At 60.2% G+C, this 15,814-nt stretch carries 15 protein-coding genes; 5 read left to right on the forward strand and 10 right to left on the reverse strand.

The features are described 5' to 3' along the window. The first annotated feature begins 58 nt into the window (after positions 1-58). Positions 59-535 (forward strand): cupin domain-containing protein, encoded by a 477-nt coding sequence (locus tag KBP52_RS30140; protein WP_212621629.1) that lies wholly within the window; start codon positions 59-61, stop codon positions 533-535. Positions 536-1,814: 1,279 nt separating this feature from the next. Here KBP52_RS30140 and paoC read toward each other — a convergent pair. From paoC to KBP52_RS30160, 4 genes are all read right to left on the reverse strand, one after another. Further along, positions 1,815-4,013 (reverse strand): aldehyde oxidoreductase molybdenum-binding subunit PaoC, encoded by a 2,199-nt coding sequence (gene paoC / locus KBP52_RS30145; RefSeq protein ID WP_212621630.1) that lies wholly within the window; start codon positions 4,011-4,013, stop codon positions 1,815-1,817. Then, positions 4,010-4,966 (reverse strand): xanthine dehydrogenase family protein subunit M, encoded by a 957-nt coding sequence (locus tag KBP52_RS30150; protein WP_212621631.1) that lies wholly within the window; start codon positions 4,964-4,966, stop codon positions 4,010-4,012. The genes paoC and KBP52_RS30150 overlap by 4 nt, the downstream gene beginning before the upstream one ends. Then, positions 4,963-5,586, reverse strand: coding sequence for an aldehyde dehydrogenase iron-sulfur subunit PaoA (paoA, locus tag KBP52_RS30155; RefSeq protein WP_077572263.1), 624 nt, complete (start codon positions 5,584-5,586; stop codon positions 4,963-4,965). The genes KBP52_RS30150 and paoA overlap by 4 nt, the downstream gene beginning before the upstream one ends. A gap of 291 nt (positions 5,587-5,877) precedes the next feature. Beyond that, positions 5,878-7,632: an L-lactate permease gene (locus tag KBP52_RS30160; RefSeq protein WP_212621632.1), complete on the reverse strand. Its 1,755-nt coding sequence runs from the start codon at positions 7,630-7,632 to the stop codon at positions 5,878-5,880. Between the two features lie 243 nt (positions 7,633-7,875). On the opposite strand from KBP52_RS30160, the gene KBP52_RS30165 reads away from it, so the two are divergent. After that, positions 7,876-8,079, forward strand: a complete 204-nt coding sequence (locus KBP52_RS30165; protein ID WP_212621633.1) for a hypothetical protein — start codon at positions 7,876-7,878, stop codon at positions 8,077-8,079. 55 nt (positions 8,080-8,134) lie between these two features. On the opposite strand, the gene KBP52_RS30170 is transcribed toward KBP52_RS30165, so the two are convergent. Next, a complete protein-coding gene (locus tag KBP52_RS30170; protein ID WP_212621634.1) occupies positions 8,135-8,413 on the reverse strand; it encodes a hypothetical protein in 279 nt (92 codons plus the stop codon). Between the two features lie 287 nt (positions 8,414-8,700). Between KBP52_RS30170 and KBP52_RS30175 the strand changes: the two genes are divergently transcribed. Continuing rightward, positions 8,701-9,783: a hypothetical protein gene (locus tag KBP52_RS30175; RefSeq protein WP_212621635.1), complete on the forward strand. Its 1,083-nt coding sequence runs from the start codon at positions 8,701-8,703 to the stop codon at positions 9,781-9,783. A gap of 2 nt (positions 9,784-9,785) precedes the next feature. Then, entirely contained in the window at positions 9,786-10,139 is a 354-nt protein-coding gene (locus tag KBP52_RS30180; RefSeq protein WP_212621636.1) for a DUF1428 domain-containing protein, read from the forward strand. Positions 10,140-10,255: 116 nt separating this feature from the next. On the opposite strand, the gene KBP52_RS30185 is transcribed toward KBP52_RS30180, so the two are convergent. Further along, positions 10,256-10,450: a hypothetical protein gene (locus KBP52_RS30185; RefSeq protein WP_212621637.1), complete on the reverse strand. Its 195-nt coding sequence runs from the start codon at positions 10,448-10,450 to the stop codon at positions 10,256-10,258. Between the two features lie 107 nt (positions 10,451-10,557). Here KBP52_RS30185 and thpR point away from each other — a divergent pair, with 107 nt between their 5' ends. Beyond that, complete coding sequence (gene thpR / locus KBP52_RS30190) at positions 10,558-11,079, forward strand: RNA 2',3'-cyclic phosphodiesterase (RefSeq protein WP_137216473.1); 522 nt, start codon at positions 10,558-10,560, stop codon at positions 11,077-11,079. A 253-nt stretch (positions 11,080-11,332) separates the two neighbouring features. Here the strand turns inward: thpR and KBP52_RS30195 are convergent, their stop codons facing one another. The 4 genes from KBP52_RS30195 to potA form a co-directional block, all read right to left on the reverse strand. Continuing rightward, positions 11,333-12,430: a polyamine ABC transporter substrate-binding protein gene (locus KBP52_RS30195; protein WP_212621638.1), complete on the reverse strand. Its 1,098-nt coding sequence runs from the start codon at positions 12,428-12,430 to the stop codon at positions 11,333-11,335. A 189-nt stretch (positions 12,431-12,619) separates the two neighbouring features. After that, positions 12,620-13,495, reverse strand: a complete 876-nt coding sequence (locus KBP52_RS30200) for an ABC transporter permease subunit (RefSeq protein WP_122598593.1) — start codon at positions 13,493-13,495, stop codon at positions 12,620-12,622. After that, positions 13,492-14,406 (reverse strand): ABC transporter permease subunit, encoded by a 915-nt coding sequence (locus KBP52_RS30205; protein WP_007919250.1) that lies wholly within the window; start codon positions 14,404-14,406, stop codon positions 13,492-13,494. Before KBP52_RS30205 ends, KBP52_RS30200 begins: the two co-directional genes overlap by 4 nt. Then, positions 14,403-15,545 carry a polyamine ABC transporter ATP-binding protein gene (gene potA, locus KBP52_RS30210; protein WP_064120849.1) on the reverse strand — a complete coding sequence of 381 codons (1,143 nt, stop codon included), beginning with the start codon at positions 15,543-15,545 and terminating at the stop codon, positions 14,403-14,405. Before potA ends, KBP52_RS30205 begins: the two co-directional genes overlap by 4 nt. Positions 15,546-15,814: the final 269 nt, after the last annotated feature.

Consider the following 15,814-nt stretch of genomic DNA (forward strand, 5'->3'; position numbering starts at 1 on the left):
ATTATCGGAAGAGTTGGTGTCGGTAGAGTGGTGGTATTGATTATCTGGAGGAATTGCCATGAACCCGATTGCCGCTTCTGCGTTGAGCCTTTCCCTGTTGGCGGGTGAGGTGCAGGCCAATGACAATCACCGCGTGACCGTGACACCCAATGGTTCGCAACCTTCGGCCAGAGGCCCGGCGGATTGGTTCACTGGCACTGTGCGGGTTGATGCGCCGTTCAAAGGTACTGAAGCGGCGCGGGTCAGTGGTGCGACGGTGACGTTTGAGCCGGGCGCGCGTACCGCTTGGCATACGCATCCGTTGGGACAGACATTGATCGTCACGGCCGGTTCCGGGTTTGTGCAGGAGTGGGGGCAGCCGGTGCGTGAGATTCGTCCAGGGGATACGGTGTGGATTGCGCCGGGGGCCAAGCATTGGCATGGGGCAGCGCCCACCACTGCAATGACGCATATTGCAATTGCCGAAGTGCTGGATGGCAAAGTTGTGGATTGGATGGAGCAGGTGAGTGCTGAGCAGTATCCGCGATCCGAGTGAAGCGCTTCCCTCACCCCAGCCCTCTCCCGGAGGGAGAGGGGGCCGACCGAGGTGTCTTGCGTCATACATCGACCTGAGAGACCGAGTTGATTATGGATTCACAGCTGATCCTTCAGGTCGGTGAGACTATCCAATTTCCCTCACCCCAGCCCTCTCCCGGAGGGAGAGGGGGCCGACCGCAGTGCCTTGCGTCATACATCGACCTGAGAGACCGAGTCGATTATGGATTCACAGCCGATCCTTCAGGTCGGTGAGACTATCCAATTTCCCTCACCCCAGCCCTCTCCCGGAGGGAGAGGGGGCCGACCGCAGTGTCTTGCGTCATACATCGACCTGAGAGACCGAGTCGATTATGGAGTCACAGCCGATCCTTCAGGTCGGTGAGACTATCCAATTTCCCTCACCCCAGCCCTCTCCCGGAGGGAGAGGGGGCCGACCGCAGTGTCTTGCGTCATACATCGACCTGAGAGACCGAGTCGATTATGGAGTCACAGCCGATCCTTCAGGTCGGTGAGACTATCCAATTTCCCTCACCCCAGCCCTCTCCCGGAGGGAGAGGGGGCCGACCGAGGTGTCTGGCGTCGTACATCGACTTGAGAGACCGAGTCGATTATGGAGTCACAGCCGATCCTTCAGGTCGGTGAGACTATCCAATTTCCCTCACCCCAGCCCTCTCCCGGAGGGAGAGGGGGCCGACCGCAGTGCCTTGCGTCATACATCGACCTGAGAGACCGAGTCGATTATGGATTCACAGCTGATCCTTCAGGTCGGTGAGACTATCCAATTTCCCTCACCCCAGCCCTCTCCCGGAGGGAGAGGGGGCCGACCGAGGTGTCTGGCGTCGTACATCGACCTGAGAGACCGAGTTGATTATGGATTCACAGCCGATCCTTCAGGTCGGTGAGACTATCCAATTTCCCTCACCCCAGCCCTCTCCCGGAGGGAGAGGGGGCCGACCGAGGTGTCTGGCGTCGTACATCGACCTGAGAGATCGCGTCGATTATGGATTCACAGCTGAGCGTTCAGGTCGGTGAGATTATCCAATTTCCCTCACCCCAGCCCTCTCCCGGAGGGAGAGGGGGCCGACCGAGGTGTCTGGCGTCGTACATCGACCTGAGAGATCGCGTCGATTATGGGTTCACAGCACTTCGACCTGAAAGTGCTGTGTCGATTATGGATTCACAGCAAGTCGTTCACGTCGGTGCAGCCCTAGAATATCCCCCAATCGGTCCCCTCTCCCTCTGGGAGAGGGCTAGGGTGAGGGGCTTTTAACGGGTCATCACATCATCTCCGGCAACGACGACAAGATTTTATCGAGGGTAACCGGATACTCCCGCACCCGCGCCCCCGTGGCGTTGTAAATCGCATTCGCCACCGCCGCACTGACCCCGCAAATCCCCAACTCACCAACACCCTTGGCCTTCATCGGCGAAGACACCGGATCAGTCTCATCAAGGAAAATCACCTCCTGATGCGGAATATCGGCATGCACCGGCACTTCATACCCGGCCAGATCATGATTGACGAAAAACCCCAGCGTCTTGTCCACCGCCAACTCTTCCATCAACGCCGCTCCGACGCCCATGGTCATCGCGCCGATCACCTGACTGCGCGCCGCTTTCGGGTTGAGAATCCGCCCAGCCGCGCACACCGCCAACATGCGGCGCACACGCACTTCACCGGTCGCCGCATCCACCGCCACCTCAACGAAATGCGCACCAAACGTCGACTGCTGATACTGCTCGGCAAGGTCGGCAAATTCGATGCTGTCCTCGGCCACCACAACGCCGTCCTGCGCAGCGTTGCGCAACGGCACGCTCTTGTCGCCGAGCCGCACCTGACCGTCGACAAACTCCGCCTGATCCGCCGCCATGCCCAACTTGCCAGCCACCGCCTCACGCAGTTTCATGCACGCGGCGTACACCCCGGCGGTCGAGCAGTTGGCGCCGAATTGCCCACCGGAGCCTGCCGACACCGGGAAGCTCGAATCGCCCAGATGCACGCTGACATCCTTCAAGCCGACACCCATCATTTCGGCCGCCGTCTGCGCGATGATCGTGTAACTGCCGGTGCCGATATCGGTCATGTCGGTTTCCACCGTGATCTTGCCATCGCGCTCCAGCCGCACCCGCGCGCCCGACTTGACCAGCAGGTTGTTGCGGATTGCCGCCGCGACACCCATGCCGATCAGCCAGCGACCCTCACGCCGTGCACCCGGTTGCGCATTGCGTTTGTCCCAGCCGAATTTCTCCGCGCCGGTTTGCAGGCATTCGATCAGGCGCCGCTGCGAGAACGGTCGCTCGGTTTTCACCGGATCGACCTGTGTGTCGTTGAGAATGCGGAACTGGACCGGATCAAGCTTGAGCTGCTCGGCCATCTCGTCCATGGCAATTTCCAGGACCATCAGCCCAGGGGTTTCGCCGGGCGCGCGCATGGCGTTGCCTTCGGGCAGATCCAACGGTGCGAGGCGCATGCTGACCAAGCGATTTTCAGCCGCGTACAGCAACTGACTCGGCTGCGCCGCGACCTCGACTTTGCCTTCCGCCAGATTGCCCGACCAGCCTTCGTGGGCGATCGCCGTGAGTTTGCCGTCCGCCGTCGCGCCCATGCGAATGCGCTGAATCGTCGCCGGACGGTGGGTGGTGTTGTTGGCGATCTGCGGGCGGGCGAGGGCGACCTTCACCGGCCTGCCAGCCATGCGCGCACCGAGGGCGGCAAGAATTGCATCGGCGCGAATGAATAACTTGCCGCCGAAACCGCCGCCAATGTACGGCGAAATCAGCCGGACTTTTTCCTTGGGCAGACCGAGGGTGGCGGCGATGTCGCCGACGCTCCAGGCAATCATCTGATTCGATGTCCACAAGGTCAGTTGATCGCCTTTCCACGCGGCCAGCGTGGCGTGCGGTTCCATCATCGCGTGGGACTGATCCGGGGTGGTGTAGGTCTGATCGAACTGCACCGGCGCGGCGGCGAACGCCTTGGCGAAATCACCGTGGCTGACGTCGGGCAATTCGTCTTTCGGCTCGACGCCTTGATCGCGCACGCTGGCCAGATCGAATTCGCCTTTGGCCGCGACGTAGTCGACCTTAACCATTTGCGCAGCCGCACGAGCCTGTTCAAAGGTCTCGGCAACCACCAGCGCAACAGCCTGGTGGTAGTGCTGAATCTCCGGCCCGGCCAATAAATGCGCGGCGTTGTATTTGCCCTTGCCGAGTTTGCCGGCGTTGGCAGCGGTGACGATGGCCAACACACCGGGCGCGGCTTTCGCCTCTGCGAGATCGATGTTATTGATCCGGCCTTTGGCGATAGCGGAACCGACCATAAAGCCGTAAGCCTGATTGGCCACCGCCTCATGCTGTTCATAGGCGTAAGGCGCCTGCCCGCTGGTTTTCAGCGGGCCTTCGATGCGGTCGGTGGGTTGGCCGATGACCTTCAACTGGTCGATCGGGTTGGTGGTGGCGGGCGTGTCGAATTTCATGCTTCATCCCTCGCTTGCGCCAACACCGAACCGAGCGTGCGCTCGACCAGGGTCAGTTTGAATTGGTTGTCGTGGGTCGGCGTGGCGCCGTCGAGCAGGCGTGCGCTGACGGCTTTGGCGCCTTGGGGCAGCAACGCTTCGGCGGCTTCAACCCGCCATGGTTTCGGCGCGATACCGCCGACGGCGATGCGGCCGCTGCCGTCCTTTTGCAGAATCAGACCGACCGATACCAGGGCGAACGCATAGGACGAGCGATCACGCACCTTGTGATAAACATGAGTGCCGCCGATTGGCGCAGGCAATGTCACCGAGGTGATGAACTCGCCGGGCGTCAGGCTGGTTTCAATGTTCGGCGTGGTGCCGGGCAATTGATGAAAATCGGCCATGGCGATGCGGCGAGTCGTGCCGTCGGGTTTCACCGTTTCAATCTGCGCATCGAGGGCACGCATGGCAATCGCCATGTCACTCGGGTGCGTGGCGATGCACGCGTCGCTGACGCCGATGATGCCCAGTTGCCGACTGACCCCGCCAATCGCCGCGCAACCGCTGCCGGGATTGCGTTTGTTACAGGCCTGATTGGTGTCGTAGAAGTACGGGCAGCGCGTGCGTTGCAGCAGGTTGCCGGCGGTTGTGGCCATGTTGCGCAACTGCCCGGAAGCCCCGGCGAGCAGGGCGCGGGAGAGCAGCGCGTAGTCTTTGCGAACGCGCGCATCGGCGGCCAGATCGGTGTTGCGCACCAGCGCGCCGATGCGCAAGCCGCCTTCGGGTGTGGCTTCGATCTGATCCAGGCCGAGATGGTTGACGTCGATCAAATGCAGCGGGGTTTCGATGTCGAGTTTCATCAGGTCGAGCAGGTTGGTGCCGCCGGCAATGAATCGCGCACCTTCGACTTGCGCAGCTTGTGCGGCGGCTGCGGCGGGGGAGTCGGCACGGCTGTAATTGAACGGTCTCATGCCGGTACCTCCGCGACTTCAGTGATCGCTTCGATGATGTTCGAGTAGGCACCGCAGCGGCAGATATTGCCGCTCATGCGCTCCTGAAACTCACTGGCGATCAGTTGCGGTTGCTCGGTGAGGCTTTCACTGACGTGGCTGGGGATGCCGTCGCGGATTTCCTTGATCACCGCGACTGCCGAGCAGATCTGCCCAGGTGTGCAATAGCCGCACTGATAGCCGTCATGCTTGATGAACGCGGCTTGCATCGGGTGCAGCTTGTCAGGCATGCCGAGGCCTTCAATGGTGGTGACTTCGCTGCCTTCGTGCATCACCGCCAACGTCAGGCAGGAATTGATCCGCCGGCCATCGACGATCACCGTGCAGGCGCCGCACTGGCCGTGGTCGCAGCCTTTTTTAGTTCCGGTCAGTTGCAGGTGTTCGCGCAAGGCATCAAGGAGGGTGGTGCGGGTGTCGACATCCAGCGCACGCGGCTGGCCGTTGACGTTGATCGTCACTTTGTTCATGGCCGGTTGCTCCAGAGTGGCCGCGTAGGCCTTGAGGCTGATAAACGGCGGCATCGCGAAAGCGGTAGCGGTCACGGCGCCGAGGATCAGAAATCCGCGTCGGGAAATCGTCATGGTTCGATTCCTTTTCTCTCTTCATCAGGGCAGCAGGGGTCGTGGATGGCCCAAGCGGGCAGCCAGCGTCATCGCCGGTCTCATTAAGGAGTGACTGCCGGAAAGAGGAAAAGGTTTTGTCGGATTTGCGCTATAGAGTTATGTGCACAGTTCATCAATGGTGTGAGCAACACAAATCATTGTGGGAGCGAGCCTGCTCGCGAAGAGGCCGGCACAGCCAATATCTTCATTGGCAGACCGGACGCCTTCGCGAGCAGGCTCGCTCCCACATTGGATATGTGTCCGGCCGGACTAATGCCCGCCCACCACCATCGAAGTAAACGGCGCCACATACGCCTGCAACGTCACCAGCCCGCCGACCAGAATCGCCAGCACAATCGAGTGGAAGAACACATAGCGCAGAATCTCGCCCTCATGCCCGTACCAACGGGTCGCGGTGGAGGCGACTACGATCGATTGTGCATCGACCATTTTGCCCATCACCCCACCGGAACTGTTCGCCGCCGCCATCAGCACCGGACTGATCCCGAGCTGTTCCGAGGTCACCCGCTGCAAACCGCCAAACAGCACGTTTGACGCCGTATCCGAACCGGTCAGCGCCACGCCCAGCCAACCGAGCAGCGTGCCGAACATCGGATAAAAAATCCCCGTCGCCGCAAACGCCAGGCCCATGGTCGCGTCGAGTCCTGAGTAGCGCGTGAGAAATCCCAACGCTAACATCGCCGCAATCGTGATCAACGAAAACCGCACCACCCACAACGTGCGCAGGTATTGCTTGATCAGTTGCGGAATCGAGTAGCCCATCAGCAAGCCGCCAACAATTGCAGCCAGCAAAATCCCGCTACCAGTGGCGGTGAACCAAGTGAATTTGTACACCGCTTCTTCAGCCTTCGGTGCCGCGACCACCGGCGGTACTTTTTCGATTTGCAGGTGCAGCGTGGTAAAGGTCACGGCCGGGGCGAAAATCGGGTTGGCCTCGCGCAGCGGTTTGCCGGCGGGATCGAGCTTGGCCGACTGGGTGACCGGATCAATCGCCGGGCGGGTGTCGAACATATTCTTGAAGCCCTGCGTGCCCCAGGCAAACACGAACACGGTGAGGATGATCCACGGCATCCACGCGCGCATCACCGCCGGACGCGCCTGATCGCTGAACGCAGCGCTGGCAGTGATTTTTTCTTCATCGACCTTCGAGTTGTCTACGCGCCCCGAAAGCGCAGCGGAGGTGTGAATGGTCGCCGGTTTCCACACCTTCAGGAACAACGTCAGACAGGCCATGGAAATCAGCGCGGCGATGACGTCCACCAGCATCGGCCCGTGATAGTTCGACACCAGAAACTGCGGCACGGCGAAACTTACCCCGGCCACCAGAATCGCCGGCCAGATCTCGAGCATCTTGCGCCACCCGGCGAAGGCCCAGATCAACCAGAACGGCACCAGCACCGAGAAAAACGGCAACTGTCGACCGACCATCATCGACACCTCCATTTCATCCAGCCCGGTGACTTTGGCCAGTGTGATGATCGGCGTACCCAGTGCGCCGAATGCCACCGGCGCGGTGTTGGCAATCAGCGCCAGACCCGACGCGGCCAATGGCGAAAACCCAAGTCCGATCAGAATCGCCCCGGTCACCGCCACCGGCGTGCCGAACCCGGCCGCACCTTCGAAAAACGCACCGAAGCAGAAGGCGATCAGCAGCAACTGCAAACGACGGTCATCGGTGATCCGCGCGAGGGAATCCTGCAGCACTTTGAACGAGCCGTTCTCGGTGGTCAGGCGATGCAGAAAGATGATGTTGAGGACGATCCAGCCGATCGGCAGCAAGCCATTCGCCGCGCCGAACAACGCCGCAGAACCGGCCATGCTCGCCGGCATGCCGAAGGCAAAAATCGATATAAGCAGGGCGGAAGCCAATGCCAACAACGCCGCGAGATGCGCCTTGACGTGGAAGAACGCCAGCGCCGCGAGCATCACCACCACCGGTACGGCGGCCATGAGCGTGGAGATCACCGGGTTACCGAACGGGTCGTAAATTTGCTGCCAGACCATGGTCCACCTCTGCTTGTTGTTATTGAGGGCGCAGATCCATTGCGTGGGGCTAGGTTGCAAGGAGTATAGGTGGCATTTCGCCGCCGTTCGGGCAGCGCGGGCGGGGCGACAAACGGTCGCTAGTGGCCACTGAATCAACGCTGATTTGCCCGGTCGTATCTGCGGCTACGGGCACCGCGTTTTGAAGTCGCGGGCAGCGTGGCCGATTCCGTCGTCAAGACCTTGGTTTTAGGGAAGTGTTGAATGAAGCGCGCAACAACGATGCTGCTGACCCTGACCGCCGCCGTATTGCTCGGCGGCTGTGTCGCGGATTTTGATGATGACCACCGCCATGGCCGGCATTACGACCGCGATCATGGCCGCAACTACGACCATGACCGGCGCTGGGATGACCGCGATGATCGCCGCGACGGGCGTCGCTACTACCGTGATCGGGATGATGACTGATTGAACGCAAGAGGGCGTCCCGCGATGGGACGCCCTCTTTGTTTAGCGCTGTTGCTTAAGAAAAATGAGCGCTCGCCCGGACGCTGGATCGCGCAGGCACAGAGGCCTCGATGTCCAGCAAATGGGTGGCGAGAATGTCGCTCAGGAAACGGAACTGATCGTTGAGGCCGACCACTTCATTGCTGAAATGATTGCTCGCGGCGGGCATCAGCAGATCTTCGAAATCTTCGTTGAACACCAGCGCCTGCGCCTTGTGCGACACGGCGTGCTGGTCGTAATAGTTGCTGCCGAACACCGGGAAACTCACGGAGAGTGTGACGTGGGTGTGAATCATGCTGTGAACTCCTCGTTGTGTTTCGGATGGGCTAATCGTGCCTTTGATGGGCGGTGGGCGGAAGGCAATCGTGGCGATGGTGAATATCGATGGCAGTGATGGTTGGGGTTTTTTGGGTGTTGCTGATGGCCTCATCACGAGCAGGCTCACTCCTACATTTGAAACGCATTCCCCTGTGGGAGCGAGCCTGCTCGCGAAGGCGCCAGACCAGCCAAAACCGGACAAACGGCCCTGCGCACACACCTATACTCAAATCTGCTTCCGCCCTCTTAAAGGAAACCGCCACCGTGAATCCGCGTGCGCTGCTCGTCGCCGCACTGTTGTTGCTGGCCGGCTGCGCCACTTCGGCGCGGGCCCCGGTGTCAGCGCCGCAAGCCGTGTTCGTCTCGCCGCAGACCTGGCAGCAGATCGATCGGGAAATCGTCAGCGCTTCGCAGCAATCCACCGAACAAGTCAAAGTCTTTGCCCGTGGCTCAATGGAACATTGGCGCACTCGGGTCTATCAGCAAACTGAAGAAAATTTCATCCCGTGGTTCAGCAGTTACTGGACCCAGGAATGGCTGTCGATGAAGGTCAGTTGGTACACGATCAATGCCGGCGGCGAGCAGGACGCCTCGGCCAAGCGCTTGGCGGCGTATCTGCTTGAGCAATATCAGGAAAGGGTGCTGGCGCCAGTAGCGGTGGAGGTCGATCCGGATGCGATCCTCGGCCAGGCCACGGCGTTCTATGCGCAGCTGATGGCGCAGCAGATGCCGCTCATCGCCCAGCGTCATGGCGTGCCCGTTGCGCAGCTTAATGGACGGTTGCAGAAGATTCCGGCCATCGCCCTCGGCCCGCCACCGGCACGGGATGCTTCGTTGTATAAGGTCATCAGCACCGAGCCGCTGAACACGCTACCGGCCTACGCCGCGCTGATCGACAAGATTCATACCGAGGGCGGCGCCAAGGGCATTGCCTCGACGGATGCCGGCATGGCCCCGGTGGCCAAGCGTGCCAGTCAGCGAATGGAAGCGGAAATGGCCCCGCGCGGCGCTGCCAGTGCGGTGGCCGCTGCTGCGGGGAAACTGGCCGGTGGTCTGATCTCGGTCGGTGTCGCGGGTATCCGCGCGATCATCCAGGCCAATGACCGGCCCGACAGTGAAGCACTGATCCGCAGCAGTCTGGGCAGCACCTTCGACAAAGCCTGGCTGAAGCTGGTGCAAAACCCGACTACCGGTGTCATGGCCGGCACACTGCACATGGCCGGGCAGGTCGAACGCAATCTGGGTGGGGGCGAGGAGCCGTCGGTCGGGTTGGGTGTGAATCGTGTTGAATGGCAGCCGCCGCAATCGACCAATCAGCAGATCGAACCCAACGAGCAAGGAGAGTGATCATGGCTTACATCGATATTTTTGTAGCGCCGGTGCCGACTGCCAACCTTGAGCAGTACAAAAAGCACTGTGAAATCGCGGCGAAACTGTTCAAGGAATACGGTGCACAGGATGTGATGCAGTGCTGGGGCGATGACGTGCCGGAGGGCAAGGTCACGTCATTCCCGATGGCGGTCAAACTCAAGGAAGGCGAGACGGTTTCGGCCGGCTGGTTGATCTGGCCGGACAAAGCCACCCGTGATACGGGCATGGGCAAAATGATGGAGGATCCGCGCATGCAACCGGACGTCAACCCGATGGGGTTCGACGGCCAACGCATGATTTTTGGTGGCTTCAAGAACATCCTTAAATCCTGAAGCCAGCGCAAATCTATTGTAGGAGTGAGCCTGCTCGCGATAGCGGTGGGTCTGTCAATGAAGCATTGAATGTGCAGACGCCATCGCGAGCAGGCTCACTCCTACAGGTACGGTGTTCACTCGGCAGAGGGGGTGATTCTGCAGCTTTTACGGTTGCGGATCTGCTCGTCCGTCGGCCGTTCACGGACGAACTCGAAGCGCGGCTCACCCTCGCTGTAATGCACCAGCCAGCCCCATTCCAGTTCGTTTTCATCCTGCCCGGGATGCGGTGGCCGGGCCCACCACGGTTCTTTGCTGAGGATCTCGCGCATGGCGGCCTCCGGTTGATAGCAATCCTTGAACTATAGCTGCCTGTCACGAGTCGTCAGTTCAGGCTGTGTAGAATCCGGCGGATCACGATGAACAGGGGAGCGGGGCCATGACCGATGAAGCGAAGCGACTGTTTTTCGCCCTCGATTGCCCGCCGGCGCAACGCAAGGCGATTGCTCAGTGGCGCGGGGAGTTGGGGTTGCGAACCGGTAAGCCGGTGCCGGCGGATAACTTTCATCTGACGCTGCTGTTCCTTGGCGCGGTGCCATTGGCGCAGATCAATGAAGTCTGTGAAGCGGCCGGGCAAGTGCGCACGCCGGGTGAGCCATTGAAGATTTCGCTGGATCGCTTGCAGGTCTGGCATCGCGCCGGGGTGTTGTCGCTGGCGCCGGAGCAGGCGCCACAAGCGCTGCTGCGGCTGGTCTACGCATTGGAGCAGGCGATGTTGCCGTTCGGCTTTGAAGAGACACCGCGCGAGTTTCGTCCGCACCTGACCCTGGCCCGTGACTATCGCGCGCCGGAGCCGGAATCGGCCACGCCGCCGGAGTTCTTCCTGCGCGCCGAACGCTTTGCCCTGTTCGAATCGCACAAGGGGCGTTATCGCATCCTGCAGGATTGGCCGCTGATTTGAGCGCACAAAAAAAGGCGCCCGAGGGCGCCTGAGAATTCACCTGAGCCGAGGGAGCCAGGTGAGGCCGTTCATAGCAGGGTGCAGCGGTGGTAAGGCGCTGCGTGAACGGGAAATCATAAATTTTTCTGTCACAACACCAAACCACTGTAGGAGTGAGCCTGCTCGCGATGAGGCCGGCAAATTCAGCATCACTACTGCCTGACACACCGCTATCGCGAGCAGGCTCACTCCTACATTTGGATTTTCGTCGGGATTACTTACCGAGTTTCACCCGCGTCCAGCCTCGGGTCATGATCCGCTGTGTGGCAATCGGCTGATCCGGCACCGCATACAACGTCGCCATCACCGCTTGCGACGGGTACGAACCCGGGTCGTTGCGGATCGCTTCATCCACCAATGGCGTGGCCGCCGCGTTGGCGTTGCTGTAGCCGTTGCTGTTGGTGATCTCGGCGATGATGTCCGGACGCATCAGGAAGTCCATGAACAGGTACGCGTTCTCGACGTTGGCGGCATCGCGCGGGATGGCGACCATGTCGTAGAAGCTGCCGGCGCCTTCCTTGGGAATGCTGTAGTCGATCACCACGTTGTTGCCGGATTCCACCGCGCGGGCCTTGGCCTGCAGCACGTCACCGGAGTAACCGACTGCCACGCAGATGTTGCCGTTGGCCAGATCGGAGATGTATTTCGAGGAATGGAAGTACGCCACGTTCGGGCGGATCTTCATGAACAGCGCCTCGGCTTCCTTGATGTGTACGGTGTCCCTGTCGTTCACCGGGTAACCCAGATAGTGCAGGGCGGCCGGGATCATTTCGGTCGGCGAGTCGAGGAAACTGATGCCGCAGGCTTTGAGTTTTTCAGCGTTCTCCGGCTTGAACAGCAAGTCCCAGGAATTGGTCGGGGCGTTGGCGCCGAGCACTTCCTTGACCTTGGCCGGGTTGAAGCCGATGCCAATCGAGCCCCACATGTACGGGAACGCGTGGGCGTTGTCCGGATCACTGGCGGCGGCGTTTTTCAGCAGCACCGGGTTGAGATTCTTCCAGTTCGGCAGCTTCGATTTGTCCAGCGTCTGATAGACACCGGCCTTGATCTGCTTGGCCAGGAAACTGTTCGACGGCACGACCAGGTCGTAACCGGATTTGCCCGCCAGCAAGCGCGCCTCAAGGGTCTCGTTGCTGTCGAAGACGTCGTAGGTCACGCGGATGCCGGTCTCGTCTTCGAACTTCTTGACCGTGTCCGGGGCGATGTAATCGGACCAGTTGTAAACACGCAGCACCTTGTCGTTGGCCTGGGCGCCCATGACCATTGCGCCCATTAAGGACAGTGTCAGCAGAGTCCTGCCAAACATTTTCATCGGTACAACTCCATTCTTTTTATTCACATTACGCAAAGCCCCCTCACCCTGATCCTCTCCCGAGGGAGAGGGGACTGACCGAGGGGCTGACTACATTTGTGTAGGAGCTGTCGAGTGAAACGAGGCTGCGATCTTTTGATCTTTCACATCAAGATCAAAAGATCGCAGCGTGCCGCAGCTCCTACAGGGTCAAGCGGTGGCGGCTTGTTGCGGTTGCTGCCACGACTCGTTCGCGGTCTGATCCATCGCTTCCTGAATCGCTTTTTTGCGGTTGGCTTCTGCCTTGCGGCCGAAGTACCAGACCAGGAAGGTCACCAGCGACACCGCCAGCAGAATCAGGCTGGCCACGGCGTTGATCTCAGGCTTCACACCCAGACGCACCGCCGAGAACACTTCCATCGGCAGGGTGGTCGAACCCGGTCCGGAGACGAAGCTCGCCAACACCAGGTCATCCAGCGACAAGGCAAACGACATCATCCCGCCCGCCGCCAGCGATGGCGCGATCATCGGAATGGTGATCAGGAAAAACACCTTGAACGGCTTCGCACCGAGATCCATCGCTGCTTCTTCGATCGACAGATCGAGCTCGCGGAGGCGGGCGGAGACTACCACCGCCACATAAGCGGCACAAAACGTGGTGTGGGCGATCCAGATCGTGACGATGCCACGCTCCTGCGGCCAGCCGATCAGTTGCGCCATCGCCACAAACAGCAGCAACAGCGACAGACCAGTGATCACCTCAGGCATCACCAACGGCGCGGTGACCAGACCACCGAACAGCGTGCGACCCTTGAAGCGTGTCACACGCGTCAGCACGAAAGCGGCGAGGGTGCCCAACGCGACCGCAGCAATCGCGGTGTAGCAGGCGATTTCCAGCGAGCGCACCACCGAGCCCATCAGTTGCGTGTTGTCGAGCAAACCGACGTACCACTTCACCGACCAGCCGCCCCACACCGTCACCAGTTTCGAGGCGTTGAACGAGTAGATCACCAGAATCAGCATCGGCAGATAAATGAACATCAGGCCGAAGATCAACATGAACTTGGAAAAACCGAAGCGTTTCATCCCCGTGCCTCCATCTCTTTGGCCTGGCTGCGGTTGAACAGCAGAATCGGCACAATCAGGATCAACAGCATCACCACCGCCAGCGCAGACGCCACCGGCCAGTCGCGGTTATTGAAGAACTCTTGCCACAGCACACGACCGATCATCAGCGTCTCCGGACCACCGAGCAGTTCCGGAATCACGAACTCACCGACCACCGGAATGAACACCAGCATGCAGCCGGCAATAATCCCGTTCTTGGCCAGCGGCACGGTGATTTTCCAGAAGTTGTTGAAGTTGCTCGAACCCAGATCCTGCGCGGCTTCCAGCAAGCTGCCGTCGTGCTTGACGAGGTTGGCATAGAGCGGCAACACCATGAACGGCAAATACGCGTACACGACCCCTATATAGACGGCGGTGTTGGTGTTGAGGATCTCGATCGGGTGATCGGTCAGCCCCGTCCACATCAGAAATGCGTTGAGCAAACCGTTGTTGCTGAGGATGCCCATCCACGCATAAACGCGGATCAGGATCGCGGTCCAGGTCGGCATCATGATCAACAGCAGCAGGACGTTTTGCGTTTCCTTGCCGGTCTTGGTGATCGCGTAGGCCATCGGAAAACCGATCAGCAAACACATCATCGTGCTCAGCGCCGCGACCTTCAGCGAACCGAGGTAGGCCGACAGGTACAGCTCGTCTTCGCCGAGCATGGTGTAGTTGCCGATGTTCAGCAGCAGCTGGAATTTCTGTTCGGCGTAGGTGTAGATCTCCGAGTACGGCGGGATCGACAACGCGGCTTCCGAGAAACTGATCTTCATCACCAGAAAGAACGGCAGCATGAAGAACAGAAACAGCCAGATGAACGGAATGCCGATCACCAGTTTTCGCCCGCTGGGCACCAGGCGCAGGAATTGCTGATTGAAGGTTCTCATGAGCGCAGTACCACGCCGCTGTCGTCTTCCCACCAGACGTAGACCTTGTCGTCCCAGGTCGGACGCGCGCCACGGCGTTCGGCGTTGGCCATGAACGACTGGACGATTTTGCCGCCGGGCAATTCGACGTAGAACACCGAGTGACCGCCGAGGTAGGCGATGTCATGCACCTTGCCTTCGGACCAGTTGTAGCGGAATTCCGGCTTGGTCGTGCTGACGAGCATTTTTTCCGGACGGATCGCGTAGGTGACCGACTTGTCCTGCACCGAAGTGCTGACACCGTGACCGACGTAGATCTTCTGTTCCAGGTCCGGGCTGTGGATGATCGCGTGACCTTCAAGGTCTTCCACCACGGTGCCGTCGAAGGCGTTCACGTTACCGATGAACTCGCAGACCATGCGGCTGACCGGTGCTTCATAAATGTCGACAGGGCTGCCGATCTGCGCGATCCAGCCGAGGTGCATGATCGCGATGCGCTCGGCCATGGTCATGGCCTCTTCCTGGTCGTGGGTGACCATCACGCAGGTCACGCCGACGCGTTCGATGATCTGCACCAGTTCCAGTTGCATCTGTGAACGCAGCTTTTTATCCAGTGCACCCATCGGTTCGTCGAGCAGCAACAGCTTCGGACGCTTGGCCAGTGAGCGGGCGAGGGCGACGCGCTGACGCTGGCCGCCGGACAACTGGTGCGGACGGCGTTTGGCGTATTGGGTCATGTGTACAAGGCGCAGCATTTCATCGACACGGGCGTCGATTTCGCTGGCGGGCAAACGGTCTTGCTTGAGGCCGAAGGCGATGTTCTGCGCAACGGTCATGTGTGGGAACAGCGCGTAGGACTGGAACATCATGTTGATCGGCCGCTCGTACGGCGGCATGTCGGTGATGTCCACGCCGTCGAGCAGAATCCGCCCTTCAGTCGGGCGCTCGAAACCGGCGAGCATGCGTAGCAGGGTCGATTTGCCCGAACCAGAGCCACCGAGCAGGGCGAAGATTTCGCCCTGATGGATCTCCAGGGACACATCGTCCACGGCCACGGTTTCGTCGAACTTCTTGGTGACACGATCGACTTTCACCAGCACCTTTTTCGGTTGCTGATGACCTTCAAGTGCCTTCCTGTAAGTGCTGGAGGCGTTTGCCATGTGAAACTCCCAACAGGTTTCGTTCGCCGGGCCAATGTGGCCGGGCTTAAGTGGATTGCAAGCCTGTAAGCGCAATCTCAGTCATTACACATCCCCTGTAGGAGTGAGCCTGCTCGCGATGAGGCCATGTCAGTCGACATCTCTGTTGACTGGTCTATTGCTATCGCGAGCAGGCTCACTCCTACAGGGGAATTGCGCATGCCTGACTGACCTTGCACTGCCGAGGGCTTGGTCGGCGCCGCCGTCCTGGCTGCCTGGGTCGTACTTGT

The organism is Pseudomonas sp. SCA2728.1_7 (genome assembly GCF_018138145.1).
GTDB lineage: Bacteria > Pseudomonadota > Gammaproteobacteria > Pseudomonadales > Pseudomonadaceae > Aquipseudomonas > Aquipseudomonas koreensis_A.

What these genes read in the sequence shown, in the direction of transcription:
- KBP52_RS30170 (WP_212621634.1), bottom strand. Translation starts at nt 8,413, where the DNA reads ATGATTCACACCCACGTCACACTCTCCGTGAGTTTCCCGGTGTTCGGC.
- KBP52_RS30205 (WP_007919250.1), bottom strand. Translation starts at nt 14,406, where the DNA reads ATGAGAACCTTCAATCAGCAATTCCTGCGCCTGGTGCCCAGCGGGCGA.
- KBP52_RS30200 (WP_122598593.1), bottom strand. Translation starts at nt 13,495, where the DNA reads ATGAAACGCTTCGGTTTTTCCAAGTTCATGTTGATCTTCGGCCTGATG.
- KBP52_RS30165 (WP_212621633.1), top strand. Translation starts at nt 7,876, where the DNA reads ATGAAGCGCGCAACAACGATGCTGCTGACCCTGACCGCCGCCGTATTG.
- potA (WP_064120849.1), bottom strand. Translation starts at nt 15,545, where the DNA reads ATGGCAAACGCCTCCAGCACTTACAGGAAGGCACTTGAAGGTCATCAG.
- thpR (WP_137216473.1), top strand. Translation starts at nt 10,558, where the DNA reads ATGACCGATGAAGCGAAGCGACTGTTTTTCGCCCTCGATTGCCCGCCG.
- KBP52_RS30150 (WP_212621631.1), bottom strand. Translation starts at nt 4,966, where the DNA reads ATGAGACCGTTCAATTACAGCCGTGCCGACTCCCCCGCCGCAGCCGCC.
- KBP52_RS30185 (WP_212621637.1), bottom strand. Translation starts at nt 10,450, where the DNA reads ATGCGCGAGATCCTCAGCAAAGAACCGTGGTGGGCCCGGCCACCGCAT.
- paoC (WP_212621630.1), bottom strand. Translation starts at nt 4,013, where the DNA reads ATGAAATTCGACACGCCCGCCACCACCAACCCGATCGACCAGTTGAAG.
- paoA (WP_077572263.1), bottom strand. Translation starts at nt 5,586, where the DNA reads ATGACGATTTCCCGACGCGGATTTCTGATCCTCGGCGCCGTGACCGCT.
- KBP52_RS30180 (WP_212621636.1), top strand. Translation starts at nt 9,786, where the DNA reads ATGGCTTACATCGATATTTTTGTAGCGCCGGTGCCGACTGCCAACCTT.
- KBP52_RS30160 (WP_212621632.1), bottom strand. Translation starts at nt 7,632, where the DNA reads ATGGTCTGGCAGCAAATTTACGACCCGTTCGGTAACCCGGTGATCTCC.
- KBP52_RS30140 (WP_212621629.1), top strand. Translation starts at nt 59, where the DNA reads ATGAACCCGATTGCCGCTTCTGCGTTGAGCCTTTCCCTGTTGGCGGGT.
- KBP52_RS30195 (WP_212621638.1), bottom strand. Translation starts at nt 12,430, where the DNA reads ATGAAAATGTTTGGCAGGACTCTGCTGACACTGTCCTTAATGGGCGCA.